General features: G+C 71.3%; 16 protein-coding genes. 12 read left to right on the forward strand and 4 right to left on the reverse strand.

Translation table 11 applies throughout. The features are described 5' to 3' along the window. The first annotated feature begins 163 nt into the window (after positions 1-163). The 5 genes from ACFC09_RS38095 (at position 164) to ACFC09_RS38115 (ending at position 5,368) form a co-directional block, all read left to right on the forward strand. Positions 164-1,549: an NADP-dependent succinic semialdehyde dehydrogenase gene (locus ACFC09_RS38095; RefSeq protein ID WP_376536258.1), complete on the forward strand. Its 1,386-nt coding sequence runs from the start codon at positions 164-166 to the stop codon at positions 1,547-1,549. A gap of 25 nt (positions 1,550-1,574) precedes the next feature. Continuing rightward, positions 1,575-1,808: a DUF6213 family protein gene (locus tag ACFC09_RS38100; RefSeq protein ID WP_376536260.1), complete on the forward strand. Its 234-nt coding sequence runs from the start codon at positions 1,575-1,577 to the stop codon at positions 1,806-1,808. A gap of 755 nt (positions 1,809-2,563) precedes the next feature. After that, on the forward strand, positions 2,564-3,616 hold the full coding sequence (locus ACFC09_RS38105) for a type III polyketide synthase (protein WP_376536262.1): 1,053 nt from the start codon (positions 2,564-2,566) through the stop codon (positions 3,614-3,616). 8 nt (positions 3,617-3,624) lie between these two features. After that, a complete protein-coding gene (locus ACFC09_RS38110; RefSeq protein ID WP_376536264.1) occupies positions 3,625-4,839 on the forward strand; it encodes a cytochrome P450 in 1,215 nt (404 codons plus the stop codon). Between the two features lie 7 nt (positions 4,840-4,846). Further along, positions 4,847-5,368, forward strand: coding sequence for a cupin domain-containing protein (locus ACFC09_RS38115; RefSeq protein ID WP_376536266.1), 522 nt, complete (start codon positions 4,847-4,849; stop codon positions 5,366-5,368). A gap of 149 nt (positions 5,369-5,517) precedes the next feature. On the opposite strand, the gene ACFC09_RS38120 is transcribed toward ACFC09_RS38115, so the two are convergent. Next, positions 5,518-6,744 (reverse strand): acyl-CoA dehydrogenase family protein, encoded by a 1,227-nt coding sequence (locus ACFC09_RS38120; RefSeq protein WP_376536268.1) that lies wholly within the window; start codon positions 6,742-6,744, stop codon positions 5,518-5,520. Between the two features lie 170 nt (positions 6,745-6,914). On the opposite strand from ACFC09_RS38120, the gene ACFC09_RS38125 reads away from it, so the two are divergent. After that, entirely contained in the window at positions 6,915-7,556 is a 642-nt protein-coding gene (locus ACFC09_RS38125) for a TetR family transcriptional regulator (RefSeq protein WP_376536270.1), read from the forward strand. 200 nt (positions 7,557-7,756) lie between these two features. Here the strand turns inward: ACFC09_RS38125 and def are convergent, their stop codons facing one another. After that, positions 7,757-8,296, reverse strand: coding sequence for a peptide deformylase (gene def, locus ACFC09_RS38130; protein WP_376536272.1), 540 nt, complete (start codon positions 8,294-8,296; stop codon positions 7,757-7,759). A gap of 149 nt (positions 8,297-8,445) precedes the next feature. On the opposite strand from def, the gene ACFC09_RS38135 reads away from it, so the two are divergent. Both ACFC09_RS38135 and ACFC09_RS38140 read left to right on the forward strand, forming a co-directional pair. Next, positions 8,446-9,684, forward strand: coding sequence for a MurT ligase domain-containing protein (locus tag ACFC09_RS38135; RefSeq protein WP_376536274.1), 1,239 nt, complete (start codon positions 8,446-8,448; stop codon positions 9,682-9,684). Positions 9,685-9,715: 31 nt separating this feature from the next. Beyond that, complete coding sequence (locus ACFC09_RS38140) at positions 9,716-10,444, forward strand: type 1 glutamine amidotransferase (RefSeq protein ID WP_376536276.1); 729 nt, start codon at positions 9,716-9,718, stop codon at positions 10,442-10,444. Between the two features lie 414 nt (positions 10,445-10,858). Here ACFC09_RS38140 and ACFC09_RS38145 read toward each other — a convergent pair whose 3' ends face one another. Then, positions 10,859-11,788 (reverse strand): dihydrodipicolinate synthase family protein, encoded by a 930-nt coding sequence (locus ACFC09_RS38145; RefSeq protein ID WP_376536278.1) that lies wholly within the window; start codon positions 11,786-11,788, stop codon positions 10,859-10,861. Between the two features lie 164 nt (positions 11,789-11,952). On the opposite strand from ACFC09_RS38145, the gene ACFC09_RS38150 reads away from it, so the two are divergent. From ACFC09_RS38150 to ACFC09_RS38165, 4 genes are all read left to right on the forward strand, one after another. After that, positions 11,953-12,636, forward strand: a complete 684-nt coding sequence (locus ACFC09_RS38150) for a FadR/GntR family transcriptional regulator (protein WP_376536280.1) — start codon at positions 11,953-11,955, stop codon at positions 12,634-12,636. Between the two features lie 213 nt (positions 12,637-12,849). Beyond that, positions 12,850-13,875: a 6-phosphofructokinase gene (locus tag ACFC09_RS38155; RefSeq protein ID WP_376536282.1), complete on the forward strand. Its 1,026-nt coding sequence runs from the start codon at positions 12,850-12,852 to the stop codon at positions 13,873-13,875. Between the two features lie 276 nt (positions 13,876-14,151). After that, positions 14,152-15,102, forward strand: coding sequence for a cytochrome c oxidase assembly protein (locus ACFC09_RS38160; protein ID WP_376536284.1), 951 nt, complete (start codon positions 14,152-14,154; stop codon positions 15,100-15,102). Positions 15,103-15,210: 108 nt separating this feature from the next. Further along, a complete protein-coding gene (locus ACFC09_RS38165) occupies positions 15,211-15,381 on the forward strand; it encodes a hypothetical protein (protein WP_376536286.1) in 171 nt (56 codons plus the stop codon). Positions 15,382-15,435: 54 nt separating this feature from the next. Here ACFC09_RS38165 and ACFC09_RS38170 read toward each other — a convergent pair whose 3' ends face one another. Further along, entirely contained in the window at positions 15,436-16,641 is a 1,206-nt protein-coding gene (locus ACFC09_RS38170) for a sensor histidine kinase (RefSeq protein ID WP_376536360.1), read from the reverse strand. Positions 16,642-16,718 lie beyond the last annotated feature (77 nt).

The following is a 16,718-nucleotide window of genomic DNA, read 5'->3' on the forward strand; positions in this document are numbered from 1 at the left end:
CCCCCCAGGTCATCCCTTCGACAGGGGGCAGACAGCCATACCGGGCCCGGAGGCCAGGCGCCCCATTGCGGGGCCACGAGAAAGGTAACGGGGCGTCACACGTTGCGGACCCCACCGCCGCGCGGGAAGGTCGAAACACAGCCCGCTCCGAGGGAGGTCGGCCATGCCCATCGCGACGGTGAACCCGGCGAACGGCGAGACGATCAAGACGTACGAGGCCATGGGCGAGCAGGAGATCGAGCGCCGGCTCCAGCTCGCCGCGGCCACCTTCCGCACCTACCGGTCGAGTCGGTTCACGGACCGCGGGCGCCTGCTGCTCCATGCGGCGACCCTCCTGGACGAGGACCGGGAGGACATCGCGCGGACCATGACCACCGAGATGGGCAAGCCGGTCAAGCAGGCCCGCGCGGAGGCCGCGAAGTGTGCCAAGGCGATGCGCTGGTACGCCGAGCACGCCGAGAACCTGCTGGCCGACGAGGTGCCCGCCGACGCCGATGTGCGGGACTCCGGCGCGTCACGCGTACGGGTGCGCTACCGGCCGCTCGGTCCGGTGCTCGCGGTCATGCCGTGGAACTTCCCGCTGTGGCAGGTGATGCGGTTCGCGGCCCCGGCCCTGATGGCGGGCAACGTCGGACTGCTCAAGCACGCCTCCAACGTCCCCCAGACCGCCCTCTACCTGGAGGACCTGTTCCACCGGGCCGGCTTCACCCCGGGCTGCTTCCAGACCCTGCTCATCGGGGCGGGGGCGGTCGAGGACGTGCTGCGCGACGAGCGGGTCAGGGCCGCGACGCTGACCGGCAGCGAACCCGCGGGCCGGGCCGTCGCCTCGGTCGCCGGGGACATGGTCAAGAAGACGGTGCTGGAGCTGGGCGGCAGCGATCCGTACGTGGTCATGCCGTCCGCCGACCTGGACCGGGCCGCGCAGGTCGCGGTGACCGCGCGGGTGCAGAACAACGGGCAGTCGTGCATCGCCGCCAAACGGTTCATCGTGCACACGGAGGTCTACGACGCCTTCGCCGAGCGGTTCGTCGCCGGAATGCGGGCGCTGACGGTCGGCGACCCGATGGCCGAGGCGACGGACGTCGGACCGCTCTCCACCGAGCAGGGACGGGCCGATCTGGAGGAGCTGGTCGACGACGCCCGGCGCGGCGGGGCCGGAGTGCTGTGCGGCGGCCACCGGCCGGAGGGCCCCGGCTGGTACTACCTGCCGACTGTGCTCACCGGAGTCACCCGCGAGATGCGCATCCACCGCGAGGAGGCGTTCGGGCCGGTGGCCACGCTCTACCGGGCCGCCGACCTCGACGAGGCCGTGCTGATCGCCAACGACACACCGTTCGGTCTGAGTTCGAACGTATGGACGCGGGACAACGCCGAGATCAACCGGTTCGTACGGGATCTGGAGGCGGGCAGCGTGTACGTGAACGGGATGACCGCGTCCCACCCGGCGTTCCCGTTCGGCGGGGTGAAGCGATCCGGGTACGGGCGTGAGCTGTCCGGGCACGGGATCCGCGAGTTCTGCAACATCACCACGGTTTGGCAGGGTGCGTGACACTTCCAGGGCTACGATCCGATCTGTGAACCGCGAAGTGACCCTTCCTCTGATCGTCGACGACCGCGGTAACTTGCAGGTGGCCGCATCCGACGTGAGCAAGCTGCTCCGCACGATGGGCGGACGGTGGCTGCGGCTCGTCGAAGCCGGACAGGACGGGCTCGACGAGGACACGGTCGCCGCGCTGACGATCGAACTGGCGAAGCTGGCCGACCGTATCGACGTGGCGTGCATCGCACACAGCAGCGGAGCCCCCTGAAGGTGCGAGCATCCACCCACCCCACCACCACGGCGACGCCCCGAAGGGGCGCGCGGCCGACACCGCCCCACAGGGGCGCGGGCAACCGCGCGACCAGCCACAACGCACCCGCACCGGGGCAACACCGCCCCGAAGGGACGCGAGGAACGGCGCGACCAGCCACAACGCACAGGCACCGGGGCAACACCGCCTCCCACCACTCCCCCATCCCCCTCTCCCGCACCCCGCCGAGCCGAGCGCGGCGACCCGGCGCCGACGCGGCCCGTAACACCCGCCCCGCCCACGGAAGTTGGCGTCAGCCGGAGCACGGCCACGCCGGGCGCGACGACCCCGCCGGACGCACCGGACAGACGGACGCGAACGGCGGCACAGGCCAGGCGGCCGATTCACGGCATGCGGCGGCGCGTTGGGCCGGATGCCGGAAGGAACACCGGTCCACCGGCGTCCCCCATCACCGTTCCAGGGCCGGCAGGCCGACCGTGCCCGGCTCCCCCGCACCCTCGGTGATCAACGGCACGAGCGGATTCGCCCGCGGGTCCGGGACGGCCCTGGCAGGCGTCGAGGCCAGCAATTGCTTGGCCGTCCGCCGCATCGCCTCCCCCGTCCGGGTGTTGGGAACCGAGGCCCGTTCTCCACCCGCCGTCCCCGATTCGGAGTAACCCAGAGAGAGATCGTCGCCCCGAAGGGTGAACCTGAATGCACCACCTTCTGATCGGTGGGCGAATGCCCCCGGACGGCGAAAGCAGGGACGGCTCATGGCGACTTTGTGCAGACCCTCGGTGTCCGTACCAGAGCACGTGATCACGATGGAGGAGACACTGGAGCTCGCGCGTGAGCGTCACGCGGACCATCCGCAGCTGCCGCTGGCCCTCCGGCTGATCGAGAACACCGGCGTACGCACCCGGCACATCGTGCAGCCCATCGAGGAGACCCTGAAGCACCCCGGCTTCGAGGACCGCAACAAGCTCTACGAGGCGGAGGCGAAGGCCCGGGTGCCCGCGGTGATCCAGCGGGCCCTCGACGACGCCGAGCTCCTGACCTCTGACATCGATGTCATCGTCTACGTGTCGTGCACGGGCTTCATGATGCCGTCGCTGACCGCATGGCTGATCAACGAGATGGACTTCCCGAGCACCACCCGGCAGCTGCCCATAGCGCAACTGGGCTGCGCGGCCGGCGGTGCGGCCATCAACCGGGCCCACGACTTCTGCACGGCCTACCCCGAGGCCAACGTGCTGATCGTGGCCTGCGAGTTCTGCTCGCTGTGCTACCAGCCCACCGACCTGGGCGTCGGCTCGCTGCTCTCCAACGGACTGTTCGGCGACGGCATCGCCGCGGCCGTGGTGCGCGGTCAGGGCGGCACCGGTGTGCAGCTGGAGCGCAACGGCTCGTACCTGATCCCGAAGACCGAGGACTGGATCGCGTACGACATCCGGGCCACGGGCTTCCACTTCCTGCTGGACAAGCGGGTGCCCGCCACGATGGAGCCGCTCGCCCCGGCGCTCCACGACCTCGCGAACACCCACGGCTGGAACGCGTCCGACCTGGACTTCTACGTCATCCATGCGGGCGGGCCACGGATCCTCGACGACCTCAGCAAGTTCCTGAAGGTCGAACCGCACGCGTTCCGGTTCAGCCGGGCCACGCTCACGGAGTACGGCAACATCGCCAGCGCCGTGGTGCTGGACGCGCTGCGCCGGCTGTTCGACGAGGGCGGCGCCGAGGACGGGGCCCGCGGGCTGCTCGCCGGTTTCGGTCCGGGCATCACCGCCGAGATGACGGTGGGCAGCTGGGTGCAGAGGGACTGAGGGACGACATGGCCGAAGAGACGCTCACCGACGCTCTGCCACCGGTCCGGAACTGGCCGGCGGCCGAGCTGACCGGAGTCGACTTCGATCCAGTGCTGCGCGAGCTGATGCAGGAGGGACCGGTCGCCCGGATCCAACTGCCGGGCGGCGAGGGCTGGGCGTGGCTGATCACCCGGTACGAGGACGTGCGTGCGGTGGCCGACGACCCCCGGTTCGGCCGTACTGCGGTCCTGGACCAGCAGGTCACCCGGCTGGCCCCGCACTTCGTCCCGCCCCGCGGCGCGGTCGGTTTCCTGGACCCGCCCGACCACACCCGGCTGCGCCGCACGGTCGCGCCCGCGTTCTCCGCGAAGGGCGTGCAACGGATCCGCGACAAGGCCCGGACCCTGCTGGACGAGCTGGTCGACGAGCTGCTGCGCGGCGACCCGCCGGCCGATCTGGCCGCGACGGTGCTCGGCCCCTTCCCCATCGCGGTGATCTGCGAGCTGATGGGCGTTCCGGTCGCGGACCGGCAGGACATGCACGCCTGGACGCGGGCGATCCTGTCGGCCACGCACGGCGAGGAGGCCGGCGAGCAGGCCAAGGACGAGATGGGCGCGTACTTCGCCGATCTCGTCGGAGTACGCCTGGACAGCACGGCCCAGGACGTCGCCTCACTGCTCGGTGCCGCCGTGGGCCGGGACGAGGTGACGCTGGAGGAGGCGGTCGGTCTCGCCGTTCTCCTGCAGATCGGCGGCGAGGCGGTCACCCACAACAGCGGGCAGCTGTTCTACCTGCTGCTGACCCGCCCCGACCTCGTCGAACGGCTCCGCGCGGAGCCGGCGGCCCGGCCCCGGGCCATCGACGAGCTGCTGCGCTACGTCCCGCACCGCAACGCGGTCGGACTGTCCCGGATCGCCCTGGCGGACGTGGAGGTCGGGGGCGTGCGGATCCGTGCGGGCGACCCGGTCCATGTGTCGTACCTGGCCGCCAACCGCGACCCGGAGGTCTTCCCCGATCCGGATTCGATCGACTTCGACCGCAGTCCGAACCCGCATGTGGCGTTCGGTTCCGGCCCGCACCACTGCCCCGGCGGCATGCTGGCCCGGCTGGAGTCGGAGCTGCTGGTGGACGTGCTGCTGGACCGGGTGCCGGGCATGCGGCTCGCGGTGGAGCCGGACCGGGTTCCGTTCCGGCAGGGCGCGTTGCTCCGTGGCCCCGAGGCACTGCCCGTGACCTGGTGAGGGTGCGATGACCGCGACGGAGGGGCTGCTGGTACCGCCGGGACAGGGACGTATCGTCCAGGCGCCGGCCCAGCGTGTGACGTTCAAGGTGACCGGGACGCACTCACGGACGGCCTCCACCTTCGAGGTGGAGGTCCCGCCCGGCTTCGACGTCGGCGCCCACGTGCACACGCGCAGCGAGGAGTTGTTCTACGTCCTGGAGGGCGAGCTGGACGTACTGGCCTTCGAACCGCGGGTCCGTACGCCCGACAACTGGCGTCACTGGGAGTCGAGCTCGGGCAACAGGGTGGTGCGGGCGACGCCCGGCACCGTCATCGTCGTACCGCCCGGCTGCCCGCACGCCTTCGCCAATCCGACCGACAGTCCGGCCAAGATGTTCTTCCAGGCGTCTCCGCCGCCCGATCACGAGCGGTACTTCGAGGAGTTGCTGGAGATCCTGGGCGACGGGGGTCCGCCGGACCACGCCGCGATCGAGGCGCTGCGCAGGCGCTACGACATCGAGCAGCTGACGCCGCTGCGGCACAACTGACCGGCCGGTGTCCGCCCGCGGGCGGCGCCCCGCACCGTGTCCGCCACCCACGCCGGGTGACGGAGCGGTGCGGGGCGCCGCCCGCGGTGGGCCGAAGGGGTCCGGAGGATGCCGAAGGGGGCGCACCGCGGCCCGTCCGGCAGGGGTGCTCAGCGGATCGGCAGGCCCGACAGGGTACGGGCGATCACCAGGCGCTGGATCTCGCTGGTGCCTTCGAAGATGGTGTAGATGGCGCTGTCCCTGTGCATCCGCTCCACCGGGTACTCCCGGGTGTATCCGTTGCCGCCGAGGATCTGGATCGCCTGGGCGGTCACCTTCTTCGCGGTCTCGCTGGCGAACAGCTTGGACATCGAGCCCTCGGCCGCGGTGAACGGCTTGCCGTTGATCGCCATCCAGGACGCCCGCCACACCAGCAGCCGCGCCGCGTCGATCTGGGTGCGCATGTCCGCGAGCTGGAAGGCGACCCCCTGGTTGTCGATGATCGGCCGGCCGAACTGCTCACGTGTCCTGGCGTAGTCGAGGGCGACCTCGTACGCGGCGCGGGCGGTGCCCACCGCCATCGCGCCGACCGCGGGCCGGGACGCCTCGAACGTGGCCATGGCGGCGTTCTTCGTCCGTTCGCCGCTGCTGCGGGCCCGCTCCCGGGCCCGGGCCAGGCGCTGGTCCAGCTTCTCCTTGCCGCCCAGCAGGCACGAGCCGGGCACCCGGACGTCGTCCAGGACGACCTCGGCGGTGTGCGAGGCGCGGATGCCGTGCTTCTTGAACTTCTGGCCCTGGGTGAGCCCCCGGGTCCCCGGCGGGACGATGAACGAGGCGTGCCCCTTGGAGCCCAGTTCCGGGTCGACCTGCGCGACGACGACATGGACGCTCGCGATGCCGCCGTTGGTCGCCCAGGTCTTCGTGCCGTTGATCACCCACTCGTCCTTGGCCTCGTCGTACACGGCGCGCGTGCGCAGGGAGGCCACGTCGGAGCCGGCGTCGGGTTCGGAGGAGCAGAAGGCCGCGACCTTGACGTCGGTCGCGTCGCCGTACATCTGCGGGATCCAGGTGCCGATCTGCTCCTCGGTGCCGTTGGCGAGGACGCCCACGGCGGCGAGGCCGGTGCCGACGATGGACAGGGCGATGCCCGCGTCGCCCCAGAACAGTTCCTCCATGGCCATCGGAATACCGAGCCCGGTGGGGTCGAAGTATTGCTGGGCGTAGAAGTCGAGGGAGTAGATGCCGACCTTGGCGGCCTCCTGGATGACCGGCCAGGGAGTCTCCTCACGCTCGTCCCATTCGGCGGCCGCGGGGCGGATCACGTCGGCGGCGAAGCCGTGCAGCCACTCCTTGACCTCCTTCTGTTCGTCGTTGAGCTCCATGGTGAACTCGGCCATGTCCCCTCCAGCTGCGGCACGTGCGTGTTACTTGCGGTAACACGAGTGTGTTACTGACCGGTAGGAGAAGTCAACTCCCGATGCCCCGTCGCCCTCCCGTTCGATGGCAGAGGCACCGACAGTGTTAGTTTGCGCAGGCGTCACCGGAACAACACGGGTGGGGAGATCACATGGACACCACACAGCGGACCGAGCAGCAGCGGTCCGCCGACCGCCGACGGCGCGAGCTGTTGGAGGCCGCGGACCGGGTGGTGCTGCGTGACGGTCCGCAGGCGTCGATGAACGCCATCGCCGCGGAGGCGGGCATCACCAAGCCGATCCTGTACCGGCACTTCGGCGACAAGGGCGGCCTGTACGCGGCCCTGGCCAAGCGGCACACGGACGCGCTCCTCGATTCGCTGCGGGCCGCGCTGGACGCTCCGGCGGAGCGACGCGAGCGGGTCGAGGCCACCCTGGACACCTATCTCGCCGCGATCGAGGCCCGGCCGCAGGTGTACCGCTTCCTCATGCATCCGGCGGAGGGCTCCCAGAGCGACGCGGGCTTCGACGTCGGCAAGCACAGCGCTCCGCTGCTGCGGCGGATGGGCGAGGAGCTGGCCCAGGTGATCGAGGACCGGCTGGACCTGGGCCCGGGCAGCCAGCAGCTGGCCCGGGTGTGGGGCCACGGGATCGTCGGCATGATGCACGCGGCAGGCGACTGGTGGCTCGGCGAGCGGCCCTGCTCACGTGCGGAATTGGTGAAGAGTCTCGCCGATCTGCTGTGGGGCCGGCTGGCCGCCGCGGGAGACCGGGTGGGCGGTCCGGGGTTCTGACGTCCCCGCGAAGGGGCGCCCCTGGCGGGCGCCTGGCTCCGGCGGTGCGGTGCCGGGCTGCGGACGCCCGCCCGTGCGGTGGGCCGCCGCACAGCCCGGTGAACCCCGGCCCACCGGGCCACGACACCCGGCCCACCGATGCCGGTCGGACCGGCCCCCGAGGCCAGGAGGACCGGCTCGCCGGCGACGTCCCGCTCGGCTCACCGATGCCACGGGGCCCGGTTCAGCTGCCGCAGCAGTCGCGTGCGGCGCCAGCCCTTGACCCGGTCCGGGTAGACCCTGCCCTCCACGTGGTCCCACTCGTGCTGCAAACACCGGGCGAAGAACCCGGTGCCGTGCACGGTCACCGGTTCACCGGTCAGCGAGAAACCCTCGACGACCGCGTGGTCGTACCGCTCCGTAGCCGCCTCCAGGCCCGGCAGCGACAGACAGCCCTCCGGACCGCGCACCACCACCCCGCCCGACTCCACCAGCCGTGGGTTGACCACGTGTCCCAGGTGGCGTACGTCCTCGTCGTCCGGACAGTCGTAGACGAACACCCTGAGCGGCACGCCGACCTGGTTCGCGGTCAGCCCCACCCCCTCGGCCGCGTACATCGTCGCGAACAGGTCCTCCACCAGTTCCGCCAGTCCGGCGCCGAAGTCGGTCACCTCCGCGCAGGGGGTGTGCAACGCCGGGGCGCCGTGCAGAGTGAGAGGGCGGACCCGGCCGCGGGCGCCCCGAATGGAACCGTTTCGCATGGCCGCAAGGGTACGGTTCCCTGGGCCCACACCCCGCCGCGCTGGCGTGGGCCGGGATTCGGGTGTGCGAGCGGATCTCGATAGGCTGACGTCCACCACGTTGCCGGACGGCTCAAGCACGGCGCGTACGCAAGGAGGATCGAGAACTGATGGCAGGCAACTCGGACCCGCTCACGCCGCGGGCCAAGCTGGCCGTGACCGCGGGCAAGGCGGTCGCTGCGGCGTCGCGCGCCGCCGGGCGAGGCAGCGGATCGGTGATCGGTGGCCGGGTCGCGCTGAAACTCGACCCCGACCTCCTCGCCCGGCTCGCCCAGAACCTGGACGTCATCCTGGTGTCCGCCACCAACGGCAAGACCACCACCACCCGGCTCATCGCCGAAGCGCTGCGCGCCGCGGGCCCGGTCGTCTCCAACGCGCTCGGCGCCAACATGCCGGCCGGCATCACCTCGGCCCTCGCGGGCCGTTCGGACGCGCGCTACGGCGTGATCGAGGTCGACGAGAAATACCTGGCCGGCGTGGCCCGGGACACCGACCCCAAGTGCATCGCGCTGCTCAACCTCTCCCGCGACCAGCTCGACCGCGCCGCCGAGACCCGGATGCTCGCCGAGAACTGGCGCGAGGGCCTGGCCGGCGCCAAGGCCGTCGTCGTCGCCAACTGCGACGACCCACTGGTGGTGTGGGCCGCCTCCTCCTCCCCCAATGTGATCTGGGTCGCCGCCGGCCAGATGTGGAAGGACGACGCCTGGTCCTGCCCCTCCTGCGGTGGTGTGATGCAGCGCCCCGGCGACGACTGGTACTGCGGCCAGTGCGGATTCCGCCGTCCGGCGCCGAGCTGGACGCTGCACGGAGACCACGTCCTCGACCCGCACGGCTCTGCCTGGCCGATCCACCTCCAGCTGCCGGGCCGCGCCAACAAGGCCAACGCCGCCAGCTCCGCGGCCGTCGCCGCGGTCTTCGGCGTACCGCCGCAGGTCGCCCTGGAGCGCATGTACCAGGTGCAGGCAGTGGCCGGGCGCTACGACGTGGTCCAGTTCCTCGACCGCGGCCTGCGGCTGCTGCTGGCGAAGAACCCGGCGGGCTGGCTGGAGACCTTCTCCCTGATCGACCCGCCGCCCACCCCGGTGATCCTCTCCGTGAACGCGCGCGGCGCGGACGGCACCGACACCTCCTGGCTGTGGGACGTCGACTACACGCGGCTGACCGGCCACCCGATCTTCGTCATCGGCGACCGGAAGCTGGACCTCGCGGTGCGTCTGGAGGTGGCGGGCCAGCAGTTCCAGGTCTGCGAGAGCGTGGACCAGGCCGTCCAGCAGGCGCCGCCCGGCCGTATCGAGGTCATCGCGAACTACACCGCGTTCCAGGACCTGCGCCGCCGGGTCGGCAACTGACGGCACACCCGACACGAAGGACGATCACTTCATGAGCGACAACAGCCTGCGTCTGGTGTGGATCTACCCGGACCTGCTGAGCACCTACGGCGACCAGGGGAACGCGCTCGTCGTGGAGCGGCGGGCCCGGCAGCGCCGCCTCGACGTGGCCCGGCTCGACGTGCGCAGCGACCAGCCGATCCCGACCTCCGGGGACATCTACCTGATCGGTGGCGGCGAGGACCGGCCGCAGCGGCTCGCGGCGGAACGCCTGCGCCGCGACGGGGGCCTGTACAAGGCGGTGGAGAACGGCGCGATCGTCTTCTCGGTGTGCGCGGGCTACCAGATCCTCGGCCACGAGTTCATCAACGACCTCGGCCAGCGCGAGCCCGGCCTCGGACTGCTCGACGTGGTCTCGGTGCGCGGCGAGGGCGAGCGGTGCGTCGGTGATGTCCTCGGGGACATCGACCCGCGTCTGGGACTGCCGCCGCTGACCGGCTTCGAGAACCACCAGGGCGTCACTCACCTCGGCCCCGCGGCCCGCCCCTTGGCCCAGGTCCGGCTGGGCCGCGGCAACGGTACCGGGGACGGAACGGAGGGCGCGTACAACGACACCGTCTTCGGTACGTACATGCACGGGCCCGTTCTCGCCCGTAACCCGCTGATCGCGGATCTGCTGCTGAAGCTGGCGCTCGACGTGAACGCGCTGCCGCCGGTCGACGACCAGTGGTACGAGGCGCTGCGCAATGAGCGGATCAGTGCTGCGCAGCAACCAGCGTAGGCGCTCCGCTGGGTTTGGCAGGGGGCTTGGGGCGGGGGCCTTACGGGGTTTTTGGGTGGGTGCGGGTGGGTTGTGGTTGATCGCGCAGTTCCCCGCGCCCCTAAAAAAGGGGGTTTGCGCTGCCGGGTGGCTTCAGAGGAAGCGGCATTACGAGGTTGTGGGGTGGGTGCCGGGTGGGTTGTGGCTGGGCGCGCAGTTCCCCGCGCCCCTGAAAGGGGGGTGATCAGTACGAAGTCGAAGCCGTCCAGGACGTAGCCGATCCACGCGCCGAAGAAGGACTTCCACTTCTCCCGGTCGAGTTCCCGGTACCAGGGCGGGGACGTCGGGGCGGGGTGTACGGATGACATGGCGGATCCCATGCGGGTGAGGAGACGCGCGTCGGGCTGGGCGGGGGACGAGCGGACTAGGCCGGTGCTACAGCAGTCCGGCCGCGACGAGGTGGGCGCGGACCCGGGCCACCGCCTCGGTGCCGAGCGGAATCTGCGGCGCGGCGGTGGCCGCGCAGTCGATGAGGCCGCGGAGCCGGGCCGCGGCCTTGAAGCCGCCGAGCGCGGAGGAACTGCCGCCCATCTTCGCCGGGTCGCCCACGTCGGTGAGGTCGAACAGCGCGGCCAGCCGGTCCTGTTCGGTCCGGGCCGCGGCCCAGTCCCCGGCCCGCGCGGCCGTGTAGAGGCGTACGTAACCCGCCACGTCGACGTTGCCGAGTCCGGGGACGACGCCGTCGACGCCCATCAGCAGCGCGCCGTCGACGGTGAGTTCGGAACCGGTCAGGACGCTGAAATCGGGTGTCCGGGCGCGCAGTTCGACCAGCAGGCGGCGCAGCGAGCCCTCGTCGCCGCTGGAGTCCTTCAGCCCGGCCAGCGTGCGGTCGGCGGCCAGGTCGAGGACGACGGCGCGGGGCAGCTTGGTGTGCACGGCGACCGGGATGTCGTAGGCGAACAGCGGCAGGTCGGCGCCGGAGCGGATCCGCCGGAAGTGGTCGGCGATCTCCACGGGATGTGTGCGGGTGTAGAACGGCGCGGTGGCCACGAGGGCGTCGGCGCCCGCCTTGACGGCGTCGGCGGCCCGGTCGAGGACGCGGGGCGCGGTGGTGTCGATGATTCCGGCCAGCACCGGTACCCGGCCGGCCACGGTGTCCACGGCCGTCTCCACCACGGTCTGGCGCTGGGCGTCCGTGAGGTAGGCGGCCTCACCGCTCGATCCGAGGACGAACAGGCTGTGCGCCCCCGCCGCGACCAGGTGCTCCGTGAGCCGGCGCAGTGAGGGGACGTCCACCTCTCCGTCCGAGGTGAGCGGTGTGATGACGGGTGGGACGACGCCGCGCAGGGGCGTGGGGAATGGCATGCTCGTGCTCCAGGTCGTGCTGTCGCCTGCCACGGGACCGCGGGCGGGCAGGGCCGCGTCCACCACCGTGGCAGGAGGTAGGACGTAGGACGTAGGATGTCCTGTGACAGACGAAAGTCAGCCACGGTGAAATCCGAAAGTCAAGGGTCGGGAAAGGACAGACGATGCGCTCGGTCGCCTCCGACGCAGCGGACCGGATCAAGGAACTGATCGTGGAGCGCGGGCTGCGCCCCGGGGATCCGCTGCCCACCGAGCCCGAGCTGATGAAGGTCTTCGGTGTGAGCAGGAACTCCCTGCGAGAGGCGCTCAAGTCGCTCCAGGCCGTGCACATCGTCGAGATCCGGCGCGGCTTCGGCACCTATGTCGGGGCGATGTCGCTCGACCCGCTGATCGAGGCCCTGGCCTTCCGTACCGTCGTCCGGCACAGCCTCGGCACGGACAGCCTGCTCGAACTGCTGCAACTGCGCGAGGCGCTGGAGGCGGGCCTCATGCACCAGGTCGCGGGCGGGCTGCCCGACGAAGACCTGCGCACGTTGGACGAACTGGTCGACCGCATGCACGCGGAGGTCCGGGAGTCGGGTGCGACAGCCGCCGACACCGATCGCGCCTTCCACCGCGCCCTCTACCGCTCGCTCGACAACCCGCTGCTCAGTGAGCTCCTCGACGCGTTCTGGTCCGCCTTCCACCGGGTGCGCGCGCAGAGTATCGGCGCGACCGCGGACGGCGAGGAACTGGCCCGGATGCACGGCCGGATCCTCACGGCCGTGCGTGCGGCCGACTCGACCGCCGCGGAAGCGGCGATGCACCGGCATTTCGACGACATCCGGGGCCGCCTGGCGCACCAGTGAACCGCGCCCTCCGGTTTGCGCACCGGACCCGTTCCGCTGCTCCGCCGACGCTCCGCGCGGGCCCTCCTGACGGCAGCCCCGCTCACATGTGCGGGCACGTCCAGCAGACGGACGGGCACTTCGGAGCGACCCCCTCCCGCCGGTAGGGTGACCGAGATCGAGCCGGACAACGCGGTCCGGCCCCAGGCCCACATCAAGAAGGTAATTCGGGCTATGCGCATTGGTGTCCTCACGTCCGGCGGCGACTGCCCCGGCCTGAACGCCGTCATCCGGTCCGTCGTGCACCGTGCCGTCGCCGACCACGGCGACGAGGTCATCGGTTTCCGGGACGGCTGGAAGGGCCTCCTGGAGTGCGACTACCTCAAGCTCGACCTCGACGCCGTCGGCGGCATCCTCGCCCGTGGCGGCACCATTCTCGGTTCCTCCCGGGTACAGCCCTCCCACCTGCGGGACGGCGTCGAGCGGGCCCGCGGCCACGTCGCCGAGCTCGGCCTCGACGCGATCATCCCGATCGGCGGCGAGGGCACGCTGAAGGCGGCCCGGCTGCTCTCCGACAGCGGCCTGCCCATCGTGGGCGTCCCGAAGACCATCGACAACGACATCGCCGTCACGGACGTCACCTTCGGCTTCGACACGGCCGTGGGCGTCGCGACCGAGGCCCTCGACCGGCTCAAGACCACCGCCGAGTCCCATCAGCGCGTCCTCGTCGTCGAGGTCATGGGCCGGCACACCGGCTGGATCGCGCTGCACTCCGGCATGGCGGCCGGCGCGCACGCCATCGTCGTACCGGAACGCCCCTTCGACATCGACGAGTTGGCCCGCAAGGTCGGCGAGCGCTTCGCGGCGGGCAAGCGGTTCGCGATCGTGGTCGCCGCGGAGGGCGCCAAGCCGAAGGCCGGCACCATGGACTTCGACGAGGGCGGCAGGGACGTCTACGGGCACGAGCGGTTCGCCGGGGTCGCCCGGCAGCTCTCCCTCGAACTGGAGGAGCGGCTCGGCAAGGAGGCCCGTCCGGTCATCCTCGGGCATGTGCAGCGGGGCGGGACGCCCACGGCGTACGACCGGGTGCTGGCGACGCGGTTCGGGTGGCACGCGGTGGAGGCCGTGCACCGCGGGGAGTTCGGGGTGATGACGGCGCTGCGCGGCACCGACATCCTGACCGTGCCGCTGGCGGAGGCCGTGGAGACGCTGAAGACGGTGCCCGTGGAGCGGTACGAGGAAGCGGAGTGCGTTCTCTGACGGAGCTTCTCCGAGGGGGCTCTGAGAGGGCCTGCGGGAAGTCCTCCGACTCGGCTTCTGCGACTGGAGGCTTCTTTGACGGAAGTTCCCTGACGGGAACGCGCCGCAGGGGCGTCGTTCCGTAGGCGGGTGCGGGTGCGGTGCGGCTCGCCACACGGTTGCGCGGGTTCTCCGGGGAGCGCGTTGCCCCGCCCCCCGGTCTCAGGGGCTGTGGGGGGCCGCTCTAGTCTGTGTGCGGACAGACAGGCACAACCCCCACGAATCAGGAGCCGGCGGATGGAGCACAGTGGGCACGGCATGACGATGGATCTGCCGCCGTTCACGCTGGGGCGGGGGCTCCAGTGGTCCACCGACCCGTTCTTCCTCGTCGCCTGCCTGCTGGGACTGGCCCTCTACGGGTGGGGAGTGGTGCGGCTGCGGCGGCGTGGCGACGCCTGGTCGGTCGGGCGGACCGTCTCGTTCGTCGTCGGTGTGCTGACCGTCGCGCTGATGATGTGCACCAAGCTGAACGACTACGGCATGGTCATGTTCAGCGTGCACATGGTGCAGCACATGGTGGTCAGCATGCTCTCGCCGATCCTCATCCTGCTGGGCGGGCCGGTCACGCTGGCGCTGCGCGCGCTGCCGGTCGCGGCCCGCGGCCACAAGGGTCTGCGCGAGCTGCTGCTGGCCCTGCTGCACAGCCGCTACATGCGGATCGTCACACACCCCGCGTTCACCATCCCGCTGTTCATCGCGAGCCTGTACGCGCTGTACTTCACCCCGCTGTTCGACTTCCTGATGGGGTCGAAGACCGGGCACGCCGTGATGATGGTGCACTTCCTCGCGGTGGGCGTGGTGTTCTTCTGGCCCATCATCGGCGTCGACCCCGGCCCGCACCGGCCCGGGTACCTGATGCGGATGCTGGAGCTGTTCGCGGGAATGCCCTTCCACGCGTTCTTCGGCATCGCGCTGATGATGGCGTCCTCGCCGATGATCGGCACGTTCAGCCATCCGCCCGCCTCGCTCGGCATCGACGCGCTCTCCGACCAGACCGCCGCGGGCGGCATCGCCTGGGCGTTCAGCGAGATCCCGTCGGTGCTGGTGCTGATCGCCCTGCTGTTCCAGTGGCACGGGTCCGAGCAGCGGCAGGCGCGGCGCAAGGACCGGGCCGCCGACCGCGACGGCGACAAGGAGCTGGCGGCGTACAACGCCTATCTGGCCTCCCTGCACGCCCGCAAGGGCTGAGACCGCGCAGCCGTCGTGGCCCGTTTCCGGCCGGGCCCGGCCGCTCGGATTCGTTCCCGGTCCGAACGGGGCACCATGGAGGGAACGGTCCATGAGGAGGGTGTCGCGATGCCCGGTTCCAGGCACGGTTCCACGAAGGCGATGGGGGTGCTCACCGTAGGCGGTCTGGTCGTGGTGACGGCCTACTCGGTGGTGCTCGGCAGCAACGGGTGGCTGTGGTTCGGCTGGGTCGTACTGGGTCTGCTCACCCTGGCGATGGTCGTCACGCAGAGCAACTGAGCGGCCGGGCGACCGGCCGGGCCGGGGCTGCCGCTCCCGGGCCGGGCCACGGGTTCACCCGGTGGTGAGCCGGGCCGCCGAGTGCACCCCCGGCCAGTACTTCGGCACCCTGGCCGTGATCTTCATGCCGGCCCCGACCGCGGTCTCGATGACGAGGCCGTGGTCGTCGCCGTAGACCTGGCGGAGCCGGTCGTCGACGTTGGACAGCCCGATGCCGCCGGAGGGGCCGATCTCACCTGCGAGGATCCGGCCCAGTTCGCCGGGGTCCATGCCGACGCCGTCGTCCTCGATGACGACCAGGGCTTCGGCGCCCGCGTCCTGGGCGGTGATCTGGATGTGGCAGGCGTCGGCCTTGCCCTCAAGACCGTGTTTGACGGCGTTCTCGACCAGGGGTTGCAGGCACAGGAACGGCAGGGCGACCGGCAGCACCTCGGGCGCGATCTGCAGGGTGACCGAGAGCCGGTCGCCGAACCGGGCGCGGACCAGCGCCAGATACTGGTCGATCGCGTGCAGTTCGTCGGCGAGGGTGGTGAAGTCGCCGTGTCTGCGGAAGGAGTACCGGGTGAAGTCGGCGAACTCCAGCAGCAGTTCCCTGGCGCGCTCGGGGTCGGTGCGCACGAACGAGGCGATCACCGCCAGCGAGTTGAAGATGAAATGCGGGGAGATCTGGGCGCGCAGGGCCTTGATCTCGGCCTCGATGAGCCGGGTGCGGGACCGGTCGAGATCGGCCAGCTCCAGTTGGACGCTGACCCAGCGGGCCACCTCGCCCGCGGCCCTGACCAGCACGGCCGACTCCCGCGGGGCGCAGGCGACCAGCGCGCCGTGCACCCGGTCGTCGACGGTGAGGGGCGTCACCACGGCCCAGCGGACCGGGCAGTCCTGGCTCTCGCAGGACAGCCGGAACGCCTCGCCGCGGCCGGTCTCCAGCGGTCCGGCCAGCCGCTCCATGATCTCCCCGCGGTGGTGGCCCCCCACGCCGTCCCAGACCAGGACCTGCTGCTGGTCGGTGAGGCACAGGGCGTCGGTGCCGAGCAGGGTGCGCAGCCTGCGGGCCGACTTGCGGGCGGTCTCCTCGGTGAGGCCGGCGCGCAGCGGGGGCGCCGCGAGCGACGCGGTGTGCAGGGTCTGGAAGGTGGCGTGCTCCACGGGGGTGCCGAGCCCGCCCTGACGGTCCGGCCGTGCGGTGCGCCGCCCCAGCCAGAAGCCGGCCGCGAGCAGCGGCAGGACGGCGACGCACAGGCCCGCCAGGAAACCGGTCATCGCCGCGCCCCCGGGTTCGACGAGGTGACGGCCGTGCGCGTCCGGCACGGCGGGGCGGTGCCCGCACGGGAGACGGG

The sequence above is a fragment of the Streptomyces sp. NPDC056161 genome, assembly GCF_042268025.1.
In the GTDB taxonomy this organism is placed as follows: Bacteria; Actinomycetota; Actinomycetes; order Streptomycetales; family Streptomycetaceae; genus Streptomyces.